Origin of the sequence: Xanthobacter autotrophicus, assembly GCF_029991245.1 — a bacterium.
GTDB lineage: Bacteria > Pseudomonadota > Alphaproteobacteria > Rhizobiales > Xanthobacteraceae > Xanthobacter > Xanthobacter autotrophicus_C.
The window spans coordinates 1-19888 of record NZ_JAIVFO010000044.1 but is presented as its reverse complement, the minus strand read 5'-3'; the positions used below and the strand labels follow the sequence as shown (position 1 = coordinate 19888).

The following is a 19888-nucleotide window of genomic DNA, read 5'->3' as shown; positions in this document are numbered from 1 at the left end:
CCGCCGAAGAGATCTATTGCGCCGCCCGCTTGCAGGCCTCCAGGGAGGCGACGAGGTCCGCGAAGCGCTCACCCTGCACCACCACATGGGCTTTGAGCAGGGCCGAGGCTGCATCGGCGTCGCCCGCCATGATCGCCTTCACGATGGCCTCGTGCTCCTCGAACGACTTGCCGATGCGCGAGCGCACGCGCAGCTGCAGGCGGCGATATGGCCGCAGCCGGCGTTGCAGCACCCGCGCCTGATCGATCAGGAACTGGTTCTGGCTGGCGTTGTAGATGGCGAAGTGGAACTCCTCGTTCAGCCGGAAATAGGCGTCCGGATCCTTGGCCTCGCAGGCCTGCCTGCAGGCTTCGTGGGCCGCGAGGATAGCCTGGTGCTCGGCTTCCGTCCCTCTGCGCGCGGCAAGGCGCGCGCACATGGCCTCAAGCTCGGCCATCACCTCGAACATCTCGCACAGCCGGTTGGCGGGGATCTCGGCGACCACCCACCCCTTGCGCTGTCGCTTCTCGATGAAGCCCGCCGCCCCGAGCTGGATCAGCGCTTCCCGCGCCGGCGTGCGTGACACGTTGAAGGCGGCGGCAAGCTCCACCTCGTCGAGACGCGCACCGGGCCCGTAGGCGCCGGTGACGATCTGCTCCTCGACGTCTTCCCGCAGCTGCTCCGAAAGGCTGCTGGGGTGCACCTGTCCGCTGTCCACGTGCGTCGAATCCCAAAAAAACGGCTTCTGCATAGATACACCTTGACACCAAATTCTCAATGGCCTTCTCTGTATACAGAAATAGCATCATAAGAATGCGTAAAAGAGTCATCTGCGTACCGTGACTGCCCATACAGGATTCGTGGGCCGGCGCCGAGACGCGGCAGGCTGTGATCGCCTGGCCGCAATGAAGGCAGAGGGAGGAACATCAATGGTCATTTTTGGAACCGCCTTGCTGGCGGCGTGCTACCTCGCGGGCATATGGGTGGGCGAGGCGATCGCGGTGCTCATCGGCGTCAAGGCCAATGTGGGCGGCGTGGGCATCGCCATGATCTTTCTCATTGCGGCCCAGCACTTTCTCAAGACGAAGGGCCTGTTTCCGGCCGACACCGAGAAGGGCGTGACCTTCTGGGCGATGATGTACATCCCCGTGGTGGTGGCCATGGCCGCGACGCAGAACGTGGTCGTCGCCATCAAGGGCGGCCCCATCGCCCTCCTCAGCGCGGTGGGCTCCTTCCTGCTGTGCTTCGGCGTGGTGGCGCTGATCAACCGCTCCATGCAGCGCCACGCATCGCCGGAAGAGGCCGACGCATCGGCCGCGCTCGCCTCCGCCCCCGACGCCCTCAAGTCCCGGTAGGAGCGCGCCATGCTGCACATGCTGGAAAAGACCATCGCCGACAATCCGCTGATCACCGCCTTCGCCTTCGTCGGCGTGGTGATCTGGGTGTCGAACCAGATCGGCCGCCACCTGACCGGCGGGCGCGTGGCGGGCTCCGCCATCGCGGTGCTCGGCGGCCTCGCGCTCGCCTATTGGGGCGGCGCCGTGACCGGCAAGGCCAAGGGCCTTGCGGACATCGCCACCTTCAGCGGCCTTGCCCTCATGGGCGGCGCCATGATGCGGGACTTCACCATCGTCGCCACCGCCAGCGAGGTGCATGTGGACGAGGCGAAGAAGGCCGGCTGGCTCGGCGTCATCGCACTGCTGCTCGGCACCGTGCTGCCCTTCATCATCGGCGTGCTGGTGGCCTGGTCGTTCGGCTACACCGACCCCATCGCGCTCACCACCATCGGCGCCGGCGCGGTCACCTACATTGTCGGGCCCGTCACCGGGGCAGCCATCGGCGCCTCGTCGGACGTCATGGCCCTCAGCATCGCCACCGGGGTGGTGAAAGCCATCATGGTGATGGTGTTCACCCCCGTCTTCGCCCGCTTCATGGGGCTGTCGACGCCGCAATCGGCCATGGTGTTCGGCGGGCTCGCCGGCACGGTGAGCGGGGTCAGCGCCGGCCTTGCCGCCACCGACCGCAAGCTCGTGCCCTATGGCGCGCTGGTGGCCACCTTCCACACCGGCCTCGGCTGCCTCCTCGGACCCTCCGTCCTCTATCTCGCCGTCAAGGCCATCACCTGGTGACCGGAATGCTGCAACAGACCGCGCCCGCAACCGCCCCATCTTGCGCCCCGTCTTCCGCCCCCGCCGCGCGGGACTGGAACACGCAGGCCCGCAACCGGGAGGCGCGCCTCGCGCGCGCCGCCCCCCTCGCCCGCGGCAAGGTGGTGAAAAGCGCCGACGCGGCGGCGCTGCTGGAGGCCATCCTCGAGACCGGCGACCGCGTCTGCCTGGAGGGCAACAACCAGAAGCAGGCGGATTTCCTCGCCAAGGTGCTGGCGGGGCTCGATCCCGCCCGGGTGAACGGCCTGCACATGGTGCAGTCGGTGCTCGCCCTGCCGGAGCATCTCGACGTGTTCGAGAGCGGGGTCGCGTCCCGGCTGGATTTCTCCTTCTCCGGGCCGCAGGGCGCGCGGCTTGCCCGGCTGGTGTCGGGCGGGCAGATCGCCATCGGCGCGATCCACACCTATCTCGAACTGTTCAGCCGCTATTTCGTGGACCTCACCCCGCGCGTCAGCCTGGTCTGCGCCCAGGCGGCGGACCGCAACGGCAACCTCTATACCGGGCCGAACACCGAGGACACGCCGGTCATCGTGGAGGCCACCGCCTTCAAGCGCGGCATCGTCATCGCCCAGGTGAACGAGCTGGTGGACACCCTGCCGCGGGTGGACATTCCCGCCGACTGGGTCGACTTCGTCATGGCGAGCCCGAAGCCGCACTACATCGAGCCGTTGTTCACCCGCGATCCGGCGCAGATCTCCGACATCCAGGTGCTGATGGCCATGATGGCCATCAAGGGCATCTATGCGCCCTACGAGGTCAACCGGCTCAACCACGGCATCGGCTTCGACACCGCGGCCATCGAGCTGATCCTGCCCACCTACGCCGAAAGCCTCGGCCTCAAGGGCAAGATCTGCCGCCACTGGGCGCTGAACCCGCATCCGGCGCTGATCCCGGCCATCGAGGCGGGCTTCGTGCAATCGGTGCATTCGTTCGGCTCCGAGCTGGGCATGGAGGCCTATATCCGCGCCCGGCCGGACGTGTTCTTCACCGGCCCGGACGGCTCCATGCGCTCCAACCGGGCCATGTGCCAGGCGGCGGGCCATTATGCCTGCGACCTGTTCATCGGCTCGACCCTGCAGATCGACCTCGCCGGCAACAGCTCCACGGCGACGCTCGGGCGCATCGCCGGCTTCGGCGGCGCACCCAACATGGGGGCCGATGCCCGCGGCCGGCGCCATGCCAGCCCCACCTGGCTCAAGGCGGGACGCGAGGCCCGGGCGGGGCGCAACCTGGTCCCGCGCGGGCAGAAGCTGGTGGTGCAGATGGTGGAGACCTATCGCGAGCACATGCAGCCCGCCTTCGTCGAGACGCTGGATGCCTTCGCCCTCGCCGAGAGCGCCGGCATGGACCTGCCGCCGGTGATGATCTACGGCGAGGATGTCACCCATATCCTCACCGAGGAGGGCATCGCCAACCTCCTGCTCTGCCGCACCGACGAGGAGCGCGAGCAGGCGATCCGCGGCGTGGCGGGCTACACCCCGGTCGGGCTCGGCCGCGACAAGCGCGCAGTGGAGAACCTGCGCGACCGCGGCATCATCCTCAGGCCCGAGGACCTCGGCATCGACAAGCGCAGCGCGACGCGCGACCTGCTCGCCGCCCGCTCCATCAAGGACCTCGTGCGGGCGTCAGGCGGGCTCTACGACCCGCCCAAGCGCTTCCGCAACTGGTGAGGAGACACCCATGGAACGGCTGACCTTCACCTATGCCGGCGGACGGCCGGCAACGCGCAACGCAAAGGCCACGCTGGCGGGCGTCGTCGGCTCCGGCAATCTGGAAGTGCTGGTGGAACCGGTGGCGCAGGATGGCGCCGTGACCATCGAGGTCACCACCGCCGCGGTGGGCTTCGGCCGCATCTGGCAGGCGGTGATGGACGATTTCTTCGCCCGGCACGGCCTCGGCGACCTGCGCATTTCCATCAACGACGTGGGCGCGACGCCGGCGGTGGTGTCGCTGCGGCTCGACCAGGCGATCGAGACCTATCTGGGAGGCGGGCAATGACCAGCTATTACGAGGCGAGCGCCCGCGAGCGCGTCGCCGGCCTTCTGGACGCGGGCTCGTTCATCGAGATCCTGCCGCCGCAGGAGCGGGTCATGAGCCCCCATCTGCTTCAGCTCGACACCCCCGCCGCCTTCGACGACGGCATCGTGGTGGGCGAGGGCCGTCTGGGTGGACGCCCCATTCTTGTGGCGGCCCAGGAGGGCGGCTTCATGGGCGGGGCGGTGGGGGAGGTGCACGGCGCCAAGCTCACCGGACTGCTGGAGCGGGCGCTGGACACGCGGCCGGCCGGCGTGATCCTGCTGGTGGAATCCGGCGGCGTGCGCCTGCACGAGGCCAATGCCGGGCTCATCGCCGTGTCCGAGATCATGCGCGCGGTGCTCGCCTTGCGCGGCGCCGGGGTGCCGGTGATCCTGCTCGATGGCGGGCAGTTCGGCTGCTTCGGCGGCATGGGCATCGTCGCCCGGCTGTGCGACGCCGTCATCATGAGCGAGGAAGGCCGGCTCGGCCTGTCCGGCCCGGAGGTGATCGAGACCACCTGCGGGGTGGAGGAGTTCGATTCCCGCGACCGCGCCTTGGTCTGGCGCACGGTGGGCGGCAAGCACCGCTACCTGCTGGGCGAGGCGGCCGAAATCGTCGCCGACGACATGGCGGCCTTCCGTGCCGCCGCCATCGCGGCGCTGGAGCACGCCCGGCCCGACCTGTCGCTGGCGGCGCTGGAGGCCGAGCATGCCGGCCTCGGCGCCCGCATCACGCGCTTCGGCGCCTGCCGCGATGCGCTCGACATCTGGCGCGACCTCGGCTTCGAGGCGCCGGACCGCCTGCCTTTGCTCGAAGCCGACGCGTTCCGGGCGCTCGCAGCCGGACGGAGGGCCTGACATGGACACGCAAACCCTGGACGCCGAAACCCTGTTCGACCGCCTCTTTCCCGAAGGCCACGCCATCACCCGTGACGGCCTGTTCTTCTCCGGCACCGGCACCAGCGCGGGCCGGAGCGTTGCCGTGATCGGCAGCGTGGATGCCGCGCCCATCGGCGTCGAGCTTGCCTTCCGCATGGCGGGCGAGGTGCTCGCCGTCGTGCGCGACCATCCCGGCCGGCCCATCCTGCTGCTGGTGGACACCCAGGGCCAGCGCCTCAGCCATCGCGACGAACTGCTGGGCATCAACGGCTACATGGCGCACCTCGCCAAGTGCCTCGCCCTTGCCCGCAACACTGGGCATCCCATCCTCGGGCTCGTCTGGTCGCAGGCGGTGAGCGGTGGCTTCCTCGCGAGCAGCCTGTTCGCCGACCGCTGCTTCGCACTGAAGGAGGCAGAGGTGCGGGTGATGAACCTGCCCGCCATGTCGCGCATCACCAAGATCCCGCTGGAGCGGCTGGAGGACTTGAGCAAGACCTCGCCGGTGTTCGCCCCCGGGGTGGAGAACTACTGGCGCATGGGCGCCATCGAGGCCCTGTGGAGCGGCAACCTCGCCCGGGAGCTGGCTGCGGCCTTCTCCACCCACGAGACTGCCGACCGGCGCCGCGCCCGGGGGGCGGAGCGGGGCGGCCGCAGGCTCGCCCTCGACGTGGCCGAGCGGGTGCGCCATGGCGCCCCGTGATCCGGCGCCCACCCATCCGCAAGTGCGGCGTCACGATCGGGTCTGGCTCGCCCCGCACTGGCGGGAGGCCCTCGCCTTCCCGCTGCCCGCGGCCGAGGCCCCGGTGGTTGCCGACTGGATCGCGGCCGGCCGGCCGCTGGTTGCCGCCCGGCCAGTCTCCACCGATCCCGAAGACGGCATCCGCCTCGGCCTCGCCTTGCCCGGCCGGCGCCGGGTCGGGCTGGTAATCGAGGCCGGTGCCATCAGCGATGTCGCGCCGCCCCTGACGCTTGACGCGACGGCAGCGCTCGCGCCGGCATCCTGGCGCGTCCCGCTTCTGGACCTCGCCGCCCAGCTGGACGCGGCGGGCCTTGCCCCCCGCGTGTTCGGCTCCCTTGCCTGGCACGCTCTGGCGTGCGACGGCATGGAGGGGCGGGACACGGGCTATCTCACCGCCGCGTCCGACGTGGACCTGCTGCTGTTCCCCGCCGACGCTACCGCCTGCATCGCGGCCGGGCGGATTCTCGAGGACTTCGCGGCAGCCCATCCCGGTCCGCGGCTGGATGGCGAGTTCGTGCTGCCGGATGGCGGGGCCGCGGCGTGGCGGGAAGTCCTCGCCGGGCCCGAGCGCGTCCTCGTCAAGCACCTGCGCAACCTCGCGCTTCGTCCCACGGCGGAGCTGTTCGGCGCCAGCGGACGGGAGGCGGCATGAGGCATGTGCGCGAGATCGGCGCGGCATCGCGCCTGTCGCTCTCCATCGGCCAGCGCGCCGTCACGGCGCTGCACCAGGAACTGGTGCTTTATCCCAAGCCGGGGCTTGTGAGCCTCGTGGACAACGGCGCCCATGACGACATGGACGCCGTCACCTTCCTGCGCAGCCTGTTCGCCTTGCGCCGCTATTTCCAGGACATCGCGGACGCGGGCATGAGCGCTGCCCCGTTCAGCGAATTGCAGCGCCTCGGCATCGCCGCCGAAGCCCGCATGCTGAAGGCGACGGGAGGCATCAACACCCATCGCGGTGCCATCTTCTGCATCGGCCTGCTCGCCGCCGCCACGGGCTTCCGGGTGGCGCGCGGCCTGAGCCTGGCGCCCGACGCCCTGGTCGCCACCGTGCTGGAGCAATGGGGCGACGCCATCGCGGCCGCCGCCGGAGCCGCGCCCGCGAGCCACGGCCGGCGGATGGTCGCCCGCTTCCGGGCGCGCGGTGCGCGGGAGGAGGTGCTGTCCGGCTTCCCCACCCTCATGGCGGTGGCCCTGCCGGCGCTGAAAGACACGCTCGCCCGCCTGGGCTGTGCCGAGCGGGCCCGGGTCCAGACCCTTTTTGCTGTCATGGCGCGGCTCGACGACACCAACCTCCTCCATCGCGGCGGCGCGGACGGGCTCGCCTTCGTGCGCATGCAGGCCTCAGCCTTTCTGGAGGCCGGCGGCGTTGCGGCCCCGGACTGGCGCGCACGGGCGCTAGGCCTGCACCACGCCTGCATCGCGCGTCATCTGTCGCCGGGCGGCAGCGCCGACATCCTCGCGGCGGCGATCTTCGTCCAGTCGCTGGACCCGTGAGGCGGCAGGATGACCCTCGCCATCCTCTGCCCCGGCCAGGGCGACCAGACCCCCGGAATGCTCGACCTGCTGCGCGGATCGCCGGCGGCGAAACCCCTGCTCCATGTCCTCGCCGAGGTGATCGGGCACGATCCCCTGACCCTCCCGCCCGACCTGTGCCACGCCAACGCCATCGCCCAGCCGCTGGTGTGCACCGTCGCCCTCGCCACCTTCGCCCTGCTGCGGGACCATATTCCCGAGCCGGCGGTGTTCGCCGGCTACAGCGTGGGCGAGCTTGCGGCTTACGGCTGCGCCGGAGCCTTGGCGCCTGAGGAGGTGGTGCGGCTGGCGCGCCAGCGCGCGGAACTCATGGACGCGGCCAGCGCCGAGCCCGGCGGCCTGTGCGCGGTGCGCGGGCTCGACCGGGCGGCGCTCGCGGCCCTGTGCGGGCAGACCGGCTGCTTCATCGCCATCGTCAACGGCGAGGACCGCTTCATCGCCGGCGGACGTGCGGCGAACCTCGCCGCCCTCGACCGCGCGGTCGAGGCGGAGGGCGGCAAGGTGACGCCCCTGTCCATCGCCATCGCCTCCCACACGCCCCTCATGGCACCGGCGCGCGAGCCATTCCGCGCGCGGCTGCTGGAGGCCGCCTGGCAGGCCCCTTCCGCCCCGGTGCTGGCCGGCGTGTCGGGCGCCGCCGTTCGCAACCGGGCCAAGGCCATCGAGGCGCTGGCCACCCAGATCGACCATCCCCTCGACTGGGCCGCCTGCCTTGATGCCCTTGACGAACGGCGCTGCACGGTCCTGCTGGAGCTGGGGCCGGGCAGCGGCCTGTCGCGCATGGCCCGCGAGCGCCTGCCGCACCTTCAGGCGCGCGCTGTGTGCGAGTTCGCCAGCATCGCCGGCGTGGCGTCCTGGGTCCGCCAGCATCTGGAAGATCCAGATGAGCACTACTTTGGCGGACTAACGGATTGATAGCGCTGACATATTGAGTTTTGCGCGCAGATTGGGGCGCAGGCCATGGCGAGCTGGGATGAGGCGTTGGGGGTATATTCCGGAGCCGTTTGTCGCCCTGCTGGGGCACAAGAAGCGGCGACAGATGTGCCCGCTCTCCCGTGGCGGGGCTGATCGGCCCGGGCGAGGGCAAGAGCATGCAGCCTATGGCCGAGCGCCTTGATCCGGCGCGGTACGACCGCGTCCCCGCCATTCCCGATTCGGCGCGGCGACTTGCGCAAGAGCGGCGGTGCGGAACCTCGGCCCCGGGACGAGCGCCATTCGCCCGTGCGGGGCCGTTCACATGGAACGATTGACGCGGCGCAACGTTTTTCCTCGCAGTTGTGGTCAGGCTTTCGCGCCGTGGCAGCACGAGTGGATTGAGGAATGAAAATCATGGCCGACGCAAATCTCGCCCAGGACACCCGCGCGAACATCGAAGCGCAGATCATCGAGTTGAGGAATGAGATGGGCCGCCTGAGCAAGTCGCTTCAGGCGCGCGCTTCCGATGTCGCTGAAGATGCCGAGGATGCCTTTGAGACTGTAAGGGCTCGGGCGACCGGCGCCGCAAAGACGGTCCGCCGGCAGGCGCACGCGGTTTCCGAGGCCATCGGGGACAATCCCGGCACGGCCGCTGCGGTGCTTTCGTCTGCGGGCGTGATGGGGCTTCTGGTGGGCTTCGCCGCCGGCTACATCCTGGCCAGCGGCACGCGGCGCTGAACGACCCGCCGTTCGTTTCCGACCGAAGGCCCCGCCGCGTGCGGCGCCTTTTTGCGTCAGGGAGCACCGGTGGTGATCCAGGGCTGGACTGGATTGAAGGCCAGCGAAGTCGATTTGCTTCCGCATGTGGCACAACAATGTGGAATACGGATTTCGACTGTGGCGCTGCGCCTCAAATACGCAAATGCCGGCTGCGGGAGGGTATTGAACGCATCTCCCGGAAAGATGAGCCGCGAACGGCAGCTTTCATCCGCGCCGCACCGTTTCGGGGAGAGACCTCCCCATCGGGGCGTGGCGTGGTGGTCGCGCAGGCCATGGAACCTCGGCCCAAAGGAGCCGTAGACGAGCGGCCCGGCATTGCAGTGCAGCAGGCAAAACGCCTCCCCTTACCGCAATGCGGCAAGAATATATTACCCCCAGGTCAAGGAACGGGGTGAAGTCCGCGCGGATTTCTGCTTTACTCCCGTTCCAACAAAAGCTCCCGGAACGACGGGGTGCGGGAGGGATATTGTGACATTCGAGACGAACGGTCGTTCGCGCCAGCCCATTGGACGTGTTGCGGCGAGGAGCATCGCCGCGGGTGATGACGTGGCGCGCCAGAGCGCGGCGATTCTCGTGGTGGCGTTTTCGTGCGCCGCTTCGGGCCTCCTGATGGGGCTTTGCCTCGCGGCCGCGCACTGGCCGGCCCTGGCTTTCGTATTCGGCGCCGTGCTTGCGGGCACGGGCGCGTGGTTCGCCAAGGGTCTCGTCGCCCAGATCAAAGGCTGATCGCGCGATTTCTCAGGCGCGATTTTTCAGGATGGCGTCCGGCCGGTGGGCCGGGCGCCATCTTTCGTTCGGGATCCTGCCGTTGTGAACCCCGCCGGTGTGAACCCCGCCGTTCGCCGGGGCCGGCCCCCTGCCTTTCATCCGCCCGTGCGGCCGTCAGCCGGCGGCGAAGGGATGGCGCGCGCTTGCGATCCGCGCCAGCACGTCCGTGGGCCGGGGCGTGCCGCTCACCGCCCGCGCGATGGCAAGGCGCGTGGCCTCGTGGTTGAAAGCCTGGATCTTGGCGTTGTCGCTGGCATCCCAGTGGATGAAGACGCCGACGCAGATGAAGACGTCATCGGCCTCCTCCACCGGAATGATGCCCTCGGCCACGCAGTCGGTGACCGCCTTGGCCACCGCATATTGCGCCGGGCCGAACATCTGCACCGCCTGGCGGGCGTCCTTGATGGTCACCTTGTTGAACAGCACGGTGGCGGGCTTGGCGAGGAGATTGGGCTCCACCACGGCGAGCAGGGTGGTGAAGCCGTCCTTGTTGTTGGTCAGGGCGTTCACGAATGCGATCTCGGCGGAGGAGCCGCGCGGGCCCATGATGAGGTCGATATGGGCCACCTCGTTGCCCTCTCCCACCAGGGCCTCGCCCACCATCAGGCGATCGATCTTCGGCATGAAACCTCCAAAAATGCGCGACGTGCTGAAAGGCGCCCCCGGCCTCGCCGGAGCCATTTCGCTTTTCATGCAATAACCTGACCGCGTCGGGGCCAGCGGTTTGTCGCATTGTCCTGGCGTGGATTCGGCGGCGCGGCCGAGGCCGGCCTACTGGACCTCGAACGGCAGGTTCCCCGTGGCGGCGGCGCCGCGGCCGTCGCGCACCGTGACGAAGACGCGGTAGCGGCCCGGCGGCAGGCCGGCGATGCGGACCCCGGCGGGATGGGGCTCGTGGATGGCCTGGGGGAAGCTCGGGGGCACCGGCTCGGGATCGCCGCCGACGCTGCGCACGGTGGTCTCGGCCATGACCTGCCATTCCACCTTCAGCGAATCGCCGTCCGGGTCGGTGGCGGCGAGGCGCACATGCGTTTCGCTTCCGGCGGCCAAGCGCGACGGCCCGGCGAAGCCGAGGGTGAGGATGCGCGGCGCGTGGTTGGCCCCGCCCGGCGGCGTGCCGCCCCAGATGTCGGCCATGGCTTCCACCGTCTCGGTCCATTCGCCGGTGGGCAGCAGCAGGGAATACCAGGTGGGTGTCACCTCCTGCTTGTGACCCCACAGGAACGGCATGGCGCCCACGCCCGCCTGCTTGGCCGCGAGCAGGTAGCGCCGCACGCGATCGGCCTTCTGCGAGGAGGTGGGCTCCATCGGCGCGCCCCACGGCGCGGTGGGGGCGTCCCAATGGCCCTGCGCGCCCATCTCGGTGAGCATGATGGGTCCGGTCCAGCCCTGGGCCCGCGCGCGCTTCGCCGAGGTGAGCAGGCCGTCGCCATAGCCGTTGATGCCGAGGACGTCGATGCTCGGCGCGAGGCGCTTGACGAGCGCCGCCTTGTCGTTTCCCACCTCGGCGAGGGCCGCCATGGTGGGGTGCTGGCCGTCCAGGGTCTTGACGAGCTTCGCCGCCTCCTCGATGGCGGGCCACACCGGCAGGGCTTCCTCGGGGGAGAGATCCACCTCCACCTCGTTGCCGATGCCCCACATGAGCAGCGCCGGATGGGTGCGATAGCGCTCCACCATGTGGCGCAGCACCTCCATTTGCTGGGCCACGGCGGCGCGGTTGGCATAGTCGAAGCCGACCCGCGGATGGCCGAGCCAGAAGCCGACGATCACCTTCAGCCCGGCGCGCTGGGCGGCGTCGAGGATCTCCCCCGGTTCCTGCCCATAGGTGCGCACCACGGTGGCGCCGAGGGCTTTCAGCTCGGTGAAGCGGGCCTCGCCGCTGGCGCCGTTGGGAATGAAGGGCTTGCCGTCCACGACGATCTCGGCGCCGCGCACGCTCACCTGCGCGGCATGGAGGGAGGACGGCATCAGGACCGCGCTGAGCGCGATGAGGAGGATACGACGCACGGGAACCAGACTCGCGTTGAAAACCTTGGCCACTGCACTGCACCATGAAGGGTGCAGGACCGTGACGGCAACATCAACTTTTGCCGACGGCCCCGGTCTGCGACCGGTGCCAAGAGGGTTTCGCTCATGTGCCGCGCGGGCTGACCCCATGGTCGGTGAGGCCCGCTCACCGACCCTGGGTATGAATGCGGGCGTCCCGCGCCGGCCTCCTTCCGCCAAGGCTGAGGCGGCAGGCGGGTGAACGGGGCGGCCGATCTGCTATAAGGCCGGCGTTCGCGGCAGAAGCTGAGGTTTTCCGCATGTTCGTGCTGGCCCATCTCTCCGATCCCCATCTCGGCCCCATCCCCGAGGCGCGGATCTCCGAGCTTCTGGGCAAGCGCTTCTTCGGCATGATGAACTGGATCGGCGCACGGCGGCGCAATTTCGGCGCGGCCACCCTCGCGCCGCTCCTCGCCGACATGCTGGCCCAGGCGCCGGACCATATCTGCGTCACCGGCGACCTGGTGAATGTCAGCCTGCCGGCGGAATTCGATACCGGTGCCACCTTCCTCGCCTCCCTCGGCGCGCCCCAGAAGGTGAGTGTGGTGCCCGGCAACCATGATGCCTATGTGCGCTCGGCCATGCACTATCACCTGGAGCACTGGGCGCCCTTCCTCGCCGGGGACGACACCCACCCCCACACGCCGGTGGACGTGGACGCCTTCCCCTATGTGCGCCGGCGCGGGGCGGTGGCGGTGGTGGGCGTATCCACCGCCGTGCCCACCGCCGTATTCCTTGCCAGCGGGCACGCGGGCCGCGGCCAGCGCGCGCGGCTCAGGGACCTGCTGGCGCGGCTGGGCCAGGAGGGCCTGTTCCGGGTGGTGATGATCCACCATCCGCCGGTGGGCGAGCGCCCTTTCCACCGCGACCTGCGCGATGCCGCGCAGGTGCGCGCTGTGCTGGCGGAGGCGGGGGCCGAGCTGGTCCTGCACGGCCATGACCATCGCGCCTCCCTCGGCCAGATCCCGGCGGCGGCCGGCCCGATCCCGGTGGTGGGCGTGCCCTCCGCCTCGGCCGGGCCCACATCGGAGCGCGGTCCCGGCGGCTATTGCCTCTACCGCATCTCCGGCGCGCCCGGGACTTGGCGGTGCGACATGGAACGGCGCGGCTATGCAAGGGATGCAACGAGCGTCCAGTCGCTGACGCGTCAGGTGCTCATCGGGGATGAGCATCCATCCTGACCGCCGTGGCGAAAGAGTGCCTGCGAAAAGGCATGGACATGACTGATTGTAGAAAAGTGTAACAACTTGTAATTCAAAGCGGATTACGGAACTTTAAGTTGCCCGCAGGCGGTTCGGGTCCGATGCTTCCTTCGCCCTTGAAGGAGGACTGCACATGAAACGAGCCGTTATTGCCGCCACCGCCGCTGCACTTATCGCCGGCTCGGCGGCGACCTTTGCCGCCAATTCCAACGCCGGTCCCGATGCCGGCGGGCGCTGGCATCCCAGCGCCGAGGATCGCGCCATCCTGACCGACGCGCGCATCGTCGCCCTGAAGACCGCGCTCAAGCTGACCCCCGATCAGGAGAAGCTCTGGCCCGGCGTGCAGTCCACGCTGCAGCAGGTGTCGAAGGATCGCTTGGCCCGTCGCGACGAAGCCCGCGCCGCCCGTCAGGCTGCCCGCGAGTCCAATGCGGTGCCCGATCCCATCGCCCGCATGCGCGCCATGGCCACCCGCATGGATGCCAGCGCCACCGACCTGCGCAAGATCGCCGACGCTGCCGACCCGCTCTACAAGACCCTGGACGACGGCCAGAAGCAGCGTCTCAACCTGATGCTGCGCCAGCAGTTTCACGGTGGGGGCGGCGGCCATCACGGCCCGCGCGGCGACGGCCCGCGCCGCGGTTGATCCACAGGCCGTGGACCCCCAATGGGGCCCACGGCCTGCGGCCCGCACCATCAGACCCCGGCATCGCTTGCCGGCCGAGCTTGCCGGCCGATGCAAATCGGCCTGGACAGTGCGACCTCGCGGCCTTGATCGATGGCCGGTGATCCTGTCACCGGCCATCGGCCGTTGGTGCGGGGTGGATCCAATCGCAATGTCCGGCAACGTCCATGAGAATCCTTCATGGATCCGTTGACGATTATTGATTTTCAATAGGGCCGGCCAATCCATAGAATGGCTGTGAAAGGCGCGCCCTGGCGCCGCACAGCGAGTTTTTCCATGTCTGCCACGTCCTCGGTGCCGGCGCCCTCCGGCACGCGGCGCGCGCTTCCGGCCATGCTCATTCTGGTCGCCGGCTGCGTCATCGCCCTCATCACCTTCGGCCCGCGCTCGGTGTTCGGCCTGTTCCTGCTGCCCATGTCGCAGGAGTTCGGCTGGGGGCGCGACGTGTTCGGCCTCGCGGTGGCGCTCCAGAACCTGCTCTGGGGCCTCGGCTCGCCGTTCGCGGGCGCCATCGCCGATCGCTTCGGCACCGTGCGGGTGATGTGCTGCGGCGCGCTGCTCTATGCCGCCGGCCTCGTCCTCATGGCCTACGCCGACACGCCCGGCATGCTGCATCTTACGGCCGGCGTGATGGTGGGCTTCGGCCTGTCCGCCGCCTCGTTCAACCTGGTGCTGGCCGCCTTCGGCAAGCTGCTGCCCGACCAATGGAAGTCCATCGGCTTCGGCGCGGCGACGGCGGCGGGCTCCTTCGGCCAGTTCCTGTTCCCGCCGCTCAGCCGCGCCCTGATGGACACCATCGGCTGGCACGAGACGCTGATCGTGTTCGGCGCCGCGCTGCTCATCGTCATGCCGTTCTCGCTGGCGCTGGCGACCCGTGGCGTGGCTGCGTCAAAGCCTCTGGCGGGGGCGGCCGCGGCGCCCCAGCAGGGCATCGGCGCCGCCATCGGCGAGGCGCTGCGCCACCCGAGCTATGTCATGCTGGTGCTCGGCTTCTTCACCTGCGGCTTCCAGCTCGCCTTCGTCACGGTGCACATGCCGGCCTTCCTCGTGGACAACGGCATGAGCCTGTCGGTGGGCGCCTATACGCTGGCGCTGATCGGCCTGTTCAATATCTTCGGCTCGCTCACGGCGGGCTTCCTGTCGAGCCGGATGTCCCGCAAGTGGCTGCTGGCCTGGATCTATGCCGGGCGGGGCGTGGCCATCGCCGTGTTCGTGCTCATGCCCATCACGCCGCTCAGCTGCTACGTGTTCGGGGCGGCCATGGGCTTTTTGTGGCTGTCCACCGTGCCGCCCACCTCGGACCTGGTGATGCTCATGTTCGGCACCCGCTACATGGCCATGCTGTACGGCTTCGCCTTCTTCTCCCACCAGGTGGGCGGCTTCCTCGGCGTGTGGCTGGGCGGCACGCTCTACGTGGCGACGGGCTCCTACACCTGGGTGTGGTGGCTCTCGGTGGCGCTGTCGTTCGCCTCCGCCGCCATCAACCTGCCCATCAAGGAGCGCCCGGTGGCACGGGAGCCGGTGGCGGCCTGAGGCCGCCACAGTTCGGGTATCTGGGCGGCCTGGCCGCCACAGTTCGGGCACGCTGGACGCCTAAGCACCCCCTCAGGGGCCGGGACAGCGACCTTTCCGCGACATGGAAGGCACGCTCCCGGCAAAATCCGACGCGGTGGAGGCCTTGGGTGTTCTCCTGCTGTTCCGGACTCTTGACAACAACCCGCGGTCTCTGCGCAACGTGGTAGGGATCAAACAGGTATTCGCGAACGAGCCATGCGCAGCATCCTTTTCGCGGCCTTGGGCTTTGCCGCATTCGCCAGTGGCCCGGCCTTAGCCCAGCAGAACTCCGGCCAGCAGCTCTCGGCCCAGCAGGCGCGCGAGTTTGCGGTGGGCAAGATGTTCTCCTTCAGCTGCTTCGAGGGATCGAAGGGGGCAGGGCGGATCTATCCCGACGGCTCCGTCGCCGGCATGATCACCATGCCCGACAAGGAGCCGCGCTTTGTCCGGCTGCCGGCCAACACCCTGCGCGTGCGCGGGGAAAATGTGTGCGGCTTCGTCAAGGGCATGACCTTCGAGCCCTGCTTCGACTTGGTGAAGACCGGGCCGGGCTCCTTCCGCGGGTCGCTGGCCGGCGTGCAGACCATGTGGTGCGAGTTCGTGAGCGCCGGCGGGGACAAGTCCCAGGTGGCCTCCCGCCGGGCCAAGTCCAAGCCCCGCAGCTCCACCGCCGAAGCCTCCGCGGAATAATCCCGGCCGATCAGGCAGCCGTCCGGCTGTTGGCCTGAGCCTGAGTGACGCCCCCTCGGCATCGCTCAAGACAAGGGCCGTTGGCGCGGGTGCTTCAGCTCCCGACCGTCAGGCCCTCGATCGCCAGGCTCTCCGCCGTCGTCAACGCCTCGCGGCCTTCGATGCGGCTGCGCAGCTTGCCGATCTCGCGGCCCGCATGCTCCATGAAGGTGCGCACCCGCGCCGTGGCCTTGATGTCCGGATGGGTGAGCAGCCACAGGCCGGATTCCACGTCCGCCTGCGGCGGCATGACCTGGACGAGGCCCGGCGTCACCGCCGCGATGAAGCAGGGCAGAACCGCGAGCCCGATGCCCTCGGCCGCCGCTTCCGCCAGCCCCAGCACCGTGTTGACGCGATAGACGATGCGCTCCTCGTCCACCCGCTCGCGCAGCCATTTCGCCGGCTTGATGCCGCCGAGATTGTCGGAAAACCCGATCCAGTCGTAGCGCTTGAAATCGCCGGTGCCGAGCGGGGGCGCGGGCGCGAGGTCGGCGCGGGCATAGATGGCCCAGGCGATGGAGGCCATGCGCCGGCCCACCAGCGTGTCCCCCGGCCGGTCGCTGGCACGGATGGCCACATCCGCGTCGCGTTTCGACAGGCTGAGCGACTGGTTGGAGATGACCACGTCGAGCCGGATCTCGGGATAGGCCTTGAGGAACGAGGCAAACACGGGCGTGAGCATGTGCACCAGCAGGGTGTCGTTGGTGGTCACGCGCAATTCGCCGGAGGGGCGCAGGTCCTGGCCGGTGATTCGGCGCTCCACCGCCAGCACTTCGTCGGCCATGCGCTCGGCGAGGCGCACCATCTCCTCGCCGGTGGCGGTGGGTACGTAGCCGGAGCGCGCGCGCTCGAACAGACGGGCGCCAAGCTGGTCCTCCAGGGCGCCGAGCCGGCGGAACACGGTGGAGTGGTTGACCCCCAGCTGCTCGGCTGCCCCCGCGAGCGAGCCGCTCTGCGCGATGGCCTGCACCAGGCGGAAATCGTCCCAGGCGATCATTGCGAAACCCACGCAATCATTTGATTTGCACGAATGCAAACTTCAACTTGATTTCCTGAGTATGGCGTTGCGGCTTTGCGAAAGCTAGAGGTGGTGCCACATCAAACCGGAGATCACTCCCATGGTTGACACCCGCACCGCTCCCTACGGCCTCTTCCTCCTGCGCGTGGCGCTGGGCCTCATGTGGCTTTCGCACGGCCTGATGAAGGTGTTCATCTTCACCGTTCCCGGCTTCGCCGGCTTCCTCACCAACAAGTTGGGCCTGCCCGGCTTCCTCGCCATTCCCTTCATCGCGGCGGAAGTGATTGGCGGCCTGCTGCTCATCGGCGGCGTCTATGCCCGCCAGGTGGCCATCCTGCTCATCCCCGTCATGCTCGGCGCCCTCAACTACCACCTGCCCAACGGCTGGGTCTTCTCCGCGGCCGGCGGCGGCTGGGAATATCCCGCCTTCCTCGTGGTGGCGTCCCTGGTGGTGGCCCTGGCCGGTGAAGGCGCCTTCGCGGTGAAGCCCGCCGCCCTCATCCCCGGCGGCCGCCGCGCCCTCGCCTGAACGTCCGCGACGCAAGGGTTGCCAAGGAAAAGGCCGGCTCCGCAAGGGGCCGGCCTTTTGCTGTTCCAGGGGCGTGTCGCCGCCTCAGTGGGCGCGGGACAGGCAGAAATCCACCGCTTCCATCAGCGCGTCCTTGGCCGGGCCGTTGGGGAACAGGGCCAGCGCATCCTTGGCGATGGCGCCGTAGTGGCGCGCCCGCTCCACCGTGTCGGCGATGGCCCGGTGGCGGGTCATGAGGCCGATGGCCTGGGCGAGGTCGGCGTCGTCCGCCTCGCCCTTTTCCAGGCAGCGCTGCCAGAAGGCGCGCTCGGTGGCGTCGCCGCGGCGGAAGGCGAGCAGCACCGGCAGGGTGATCTTTCCCTCGCGGAAATCGTCGCCCACATTCTTGCCGAGCTTGGCCTGGCTGCCGCCGTAGTCGAGGGCGTCATCCACCAGCTGGAAGGCGATGCCGAGATTCATGCCGTAGGAGCGGCAGGCGGCCTGCTCGGCCTTGGGCCGCTGGCCCAGCACCGCGCCCACCTCGCAGGCGGCGGCGAACAATTCTGCAGTCTTGCCGCGGATCACGGCGAGATAGTCGTCTTCGGAGGTGGCGGTGTTCTTGGCGGCGGCGAGCTGCATCACCTCGCCCTCGGCGATGACGCAGGCGGCGGTGGCGAGGATGTCGAGGCAGGTCATGGAGCCCACCTCCACCATCATCTTGAACGCCTGTCCCAAGAGGAAGTCGCCCACCAGCACGCTGGCCTCGTTGCCCCACAGCTTGCGGGCGGCCAGCTTGCCCCGGCGCATGTCGCTCTCGTCCACCACGTCATCGTGGAGGAGGGTGGCGGTGTGCATGAACTCCACGGACGCCGCGAGCTTCACATGGCCGTCGCCCCGATAGCCGGAGAGCGACGCGCAGGCGAGCGTCAGCATCGGCCGCAAGCGCTTGCCGCCGGAGGAGATGAGGTGGTTCGCCACCTCGGGAATCATCGCCACGTCGGAGCCGGTGCGCGCCAGGATGGTGGCGTTCACACGTTCCATGTCCGCTTTCACCAGGGCGACCAGGGCCTCGATGGACGGCTCGTTGGGCTCGAACGGTAGGACGAGGGCCAAGAAACGCTCCCGCTTGTCTTTCTTTGGGGCGCACCATAGGGATGCTGACGGGTTCCGTGCAAGCGCCGGGCGGTTTTCTTAGGGCCGGGCAGCTGCGCACATTGCCGCTAGTCCGGGTGGAATACGATGCAGGAGCTGGTGCGGACCAACGATCTGGTGCTCATCGGCGCCATCGAGGCGCTGTTTACCTCTGCCCAGATCGGGCACATGGTCGCGGACCAGTATATGAGCGTCATGGAAGGCACCATCGGTATCCTGCCCCGCCGCCTGCTGGTGGTGGATGAGGATGTGGTGCGCGCCCGGCGGCTGCTTCAGGAGGCCGGCTTCGGCGCGGCGCTCCGCGATGGCGACTGACGCTGCGGCACCTGTAACAACGACCGACAGCGTTCTCGGCGGCCGACTGACGCTGCGTCAGCCTCTGGCGGGCCACCGGGTGGGGCACGACGCGCTGCTGCTCGCGGCCTACGCCCCGGCCGACCGCCGCCGCGTTGTGGATCTCGGTGCCGGGGTGGGCAGCTGCGGCCTCGCCTTCCTCACCCGCGTGCGTGAGGCGCAGGCGGTGCTGGTGGAGATCGCACCGGAACTGGCGGATCTGGCGCGGGACAATGCGGCATTGAACGGCCTGTCCGCGCGGACCGAGGTGGTGGCAGCGGATGTCACCGGCCTCGGCCGGCCCTCCGGACCCGCACTGCCGCAGGCGGGGGCGGCGGACCTCGTGCTCACCAACCCGCCCTTCAACGATACGGCGCAGCACCGCATCTCCCCGGACGAGGCCCGCGCCCGCGCCCACATGGCGGACGGCGCGCTGCTGGAGGACTGGGTGCGCGCCGCCGACCGCTGCCTCGCGGCGCGGGGCGTGCTCTGCCTCATCCACCGGCCGCAGGCGCTGGCCGAGCTTCTTGCCGCGCTCGACGGCCGCTTCGGCGCGGTGGAGATCCTGCCGGTGCATCCCCGGCCCGACCGGCCGGCGGTGCGGCTTCTGGTGCGCGCGGTGAAGGGGCGTAGAACGCCGCCGGCCCTGCTGCCGGGCCTCGTCCTCGCCGAGGCGGACGGCACGCCGACTGCCGCAGCCGATGCGGTGCTGCGACAGGGGGAAGGTCTGGCGCAGGCCTGAAGGTGGGCGGTGTCTCAGTTTGAAATCTGCGGCTTCGACTGGGCGCGCTCTGAACCCTCTCCCGCACTGAAGCCGGATGTTTCCGGCTTCAGCTCTGGGGAACCGAACTCGGCAACAGCCGAGTTCGGGCGGGGGAGGGC

Annotated in this window: 23 protein-coding genes and 1 pseudogene; 19 read left to right on the top strand and 5 right to left on the bottom strand. The window is 69.3% G+C overall.

Annotated features, from left to right (window positions below):
- Positions 1–13: 13 nt before the first annotated feature.
- Entirely contained in the window at positions 14–697 is a 684-nt protein-coding gene (locus K9U41_RS09870; RefSeq protein WP_282640667.1) for a GntR family transcriptional regulator, read from the bottom strand.
- A 211-nt stretch (positions 698–908) separates the two neighbouring features.
- On the opposite strand from K9U41_RS09870, the gene madL reads away from it, so the two are divergent.
- The 12 genes and pseudogenes from madL (at position 909) to K9U41_RS09810 (ending at position 9737) form a co-directional block, all read left to right on the top strand.
- Positions 909–1334, top strand: a complete 426-nt coding sequence (madL, locus tag K9U41_RS09865) for a malonate transporter subunit MadL (RefSeq protein ID WP_282640666.1) — start codon at positions 909–911, stop codon at positions 1332–1334.
- 9 nt (positions 1335–1343) lie between these two features.
- Entirely contained in the window at positions 1344–2108 is a 765-nt protein-coding gene (madM, locus tag K9U41_RS09860; RefSeq protein ID WP_282640665.1) for a malonate transporter subunit MadM, read from the top strand.
- 5 nt (positions 2109–2113) lie between these two features.
- Positions 2114–3817, top strand: coding sequence for a malonate decarboxylase subunit alpha (gene mdcA / locus K9U41_RS09855; RefSeq protein ID WP_282640664.1), 1704 nt, complete (start codon positions 2114–2116; stop codon positions 3815–3817).
- A 10-nt stretch (positions 3818–3827) separates the two neighbouring features.
- Positions 3828–4145, top strand: a complete 318-nt coding sequence (gene mdcC, locus K9U41_RS09850) for a malonate decarboxylase acyl carrier protein (protein ID WP_282640663.1) — start codon at positions 3828–3830, stop codon at positions 4143–4145.
- Complete coding sequence (locus K9U41_RS09845) at positions 4142–5020, top strand: biotin-independent malonate decarboxylase subunit beta (RefSeq protein WP_282640662.1); 879 nt, start codon at positions 4142–4144, stop codon at positions 5018–5020. Before mdcC ends, K9U41_RS09845 begins: the two co-directional genes overlap by 4 nt.
- A 1-nt stretch (position 5021) precedes the next feature.
- Positions 5022–5741, top strand: coding sequence for a biotin-independent malonate decarboxylase subunit gamma (gene mdcE, locus K9U41_RS09840; RefSeq protein ID WP_282640661.1), 720 nt, complete (start codon positions 5022–5024; stop codon positions 5739–5741).
- On the top strand, positions 5728–6432 hold the full coding sequence (mdcG, locus tag K9U41_RS09835) for a malonate decarboxylase holo-[acyl-carrier-protein] synthase (RefSeq protein WP_282640660.1): 705 nt from the start codon (positions 5728–5730) through the stop codon (positions 6430–6432). Before mdcE ends, mdcG begins: the two co-directional genes overlap by 14 nt.
- On the top strand, positions 6429–7277 hold the full coding sequence (mdcB, locus tag K9U41_RS09830; RefSeq protein ID WP_282640659.1) for a triphosphoribosyl-dephospho-CoA synthase MdcB: 849 nt from the start codon (positions 6429–6431) through the stop codon (positions 7275–7277). The genes mdcG and mdcB overlap by 4 nt, the downstream gene beginning before the upstream one ends.
- A gap of 9 nt (positions 7278–7286) precedes the next feature.
- Positions 7287–8231 (top strand): ACP S-malonyltransferase, encoded by a 945-nt coding sequence (locus tag K9U41_RS09825; RefSeq protein ID WP_282640658.1) that lies wholly within the window; start codon positions 7287–7289, stop codon positions 8229–8231.
- A 58-nt stretch (positions 8232–8289) separates the two neighbouring features.
- Positions 8290–8455, top strand: a pseudogene (locus tag K9U41_RS09820) (transposase); the annotation flags it as partial.
- Between the two features lie 181 nt (positions 8456–8636).
- Positions 8637–8969, top strand: a complete 333-nt coding sequence (locus K9U41_RS09815) for a DUF3618 domain-containing protein (RefSeq protein ID WP_282640657.1) — start codon at positions 8637–8639, stop codon at positions 8967–8969.
- Between the two features lie 510 nt (positions 8970–9479).
- Complete coding sequence (locus tag K9U41_RS09810; protein WP_282640656.1) at positions 9480–9737, top strand: hypothetical protein; 258 nt, start codon at positions 9480–9482, stop codon at positions 9735–9737.
- A gap of 156 nt (positions 9738–9893) precedes the next feature.
- On the opposite strand, the gene fae is transcribed toward K9U41_RS09810, so the two are convergent.
- Positions 9894–10403 (bottom strand): formaldehyde-activating enzyme, encoded by a 510-nt coding sequence (gene fae / locus K9U41_RS09805; protein ID WP_282640655.1) that lies wholly within the window; start codon positions 10401–10403, stop codon positions 9894–9896.
- A 147-nt stretch (positions 10404–10550) separates the two neighbouring features.
- Positions 10551–11786, bottom strand: coding sequence for a glycosyl hydrolase (locus tag K9U41_RS09800; protein WP_282640654.1), 1236 nt, complete (start codon positions 11784–11786; stop codon positions 10551–10553).
- A gap of 299 nt (positions 11787–12085) precedes the next feature.
- Between K9U41_RS09800 and K9U41_RS09795 the strand changes: the two genes are divergently transcribed.
- From K9U41_RS09795 to K9U41_RS09780, 4 genes are all read left to right on the top strand, one after another.
- Positions 12086–13006 (top strand): metallophosphoesterase family protein, encoded by a 921-nt coding sequence (locus K9U41_RS09795; RefSeq protein WP_282640653.1) that lies wholly within the window; start codon positions 12086–12088, stop codon positions 13004–13006.
- 154 nt (positions 13007–13160) lie between these two features.
- The gene (locus K9U41_RS09790) at positions 13161–13673 is read left to right on the top strand and encodes a Spy/CpxP family protein refolding chaperone (protein ID WP_282640652.1); all 513 of its coding nucleotides are present in this window, start codon (positions 13161–13163) and stop codon (positions 13671–13673) included.
- Positions 13674–13988: 315 nt separating this feature from the next.
- Positions 13989–15245, top strand: a complete 1257-nt coding sequence (locus tag K9U41_RS09785) for an MFS transporter (protein ID WP_282640651.1) — start codon at positions 13989–13991, stop codon at positions 15243–15245.
- Between the two features lie 237 nt (positions 15246–15482).
- Positions 15483–15956 carry a hypothetical protein gene (locus tag K9U41_RS09780; protein ID WP_282640650.1) on the top strand — a complete coding sequence of 158 codons (474 nt, stop codon included), beginning with the start codon at positions 15483–15485 and terminating at the stop codon, positions 15954–15956.
- A gap of 94 nt (positions 15957–16050) precedes the next feature.
- On the opposite strand, the gene K9U41_RS09775 is transcribed toward K9U41_RS09780, so the two are convergent.
- On the bottom strand, positions 16051–17004 hold the full coding sequence (locus K9U41_RS09775; RefSeq protein ID WP_349237843.1) for a LysR family transcriptional regulator: 954 nt from the start codon (positions 17002–17004) through the stop codon (positions 16051–16053).
- Between the two features lie 109 nt (positions 17005–17113).
- Here K9U41_RS09775 and K9U41_RS09770 point away from each other — a divergent pair, with 109 nt between their 5' ends.
- Positions 17114–17542 (top strand): DoxX family protein, encoded by a 429-nt coding sequence (locus tag K9U41_RS09770; protein ID WP_282640649.1) that lies wholly within the window; start codon positions 17114–17116, stop codon positions 17540–17542.
- Positions 17543–17626: 84 nt separating this feature from the next.
- Here K9U41_RS09770 and K9U41_RS09765 read toward each other — a convergent pair whose 3' ends face one another.
- Positions 17627–18634, bottom strand: coding sequence for a polyprenyl synthetase family protein (locus K9U41_RS09765; RefSeq protein WP_282640648.1), 1008 nt, complete (start codon positions 18632–18634; stop codon positions 17627–17629).
- Positions 18635–18760: 126 nt separating this feature from the next.
- Here K9U41_RS09765 and K9U41_RS09760 point away from each other — a divergent pair, with 126 nt between their 5' ends.
- Together K9U41_RS09760 and K9U41_RS09755 are read left to right on the top strand one after the other, a co-directional pair.
- Complete coding sequence (locus K9U41_RS09760) at positions 18761–18988, top strand: DUF2007 domain-containing protein (protein WP_282640647.1); 228 nt, start codon at positions 18761–18763, stop codon at positions 18986–18988.
- Positions 18978–19748: a tRNA1(Val) (adenine(37)-N6)-methyltransferase gene (locus tag K9U41_RS09755; protein ID WP_282640646.1), complete on the top strand. Its 771-nt coding sequence runs from the start codon at positions 18978–18980 to the stop codon at positions 19746–19748. Before K9U41_RS09760 ends, K9U41_RS09755 begins: the two co-directional genes overlap by 11 nt.
- Positions 19749–19888: the final 140 nt, after the last annotated feature.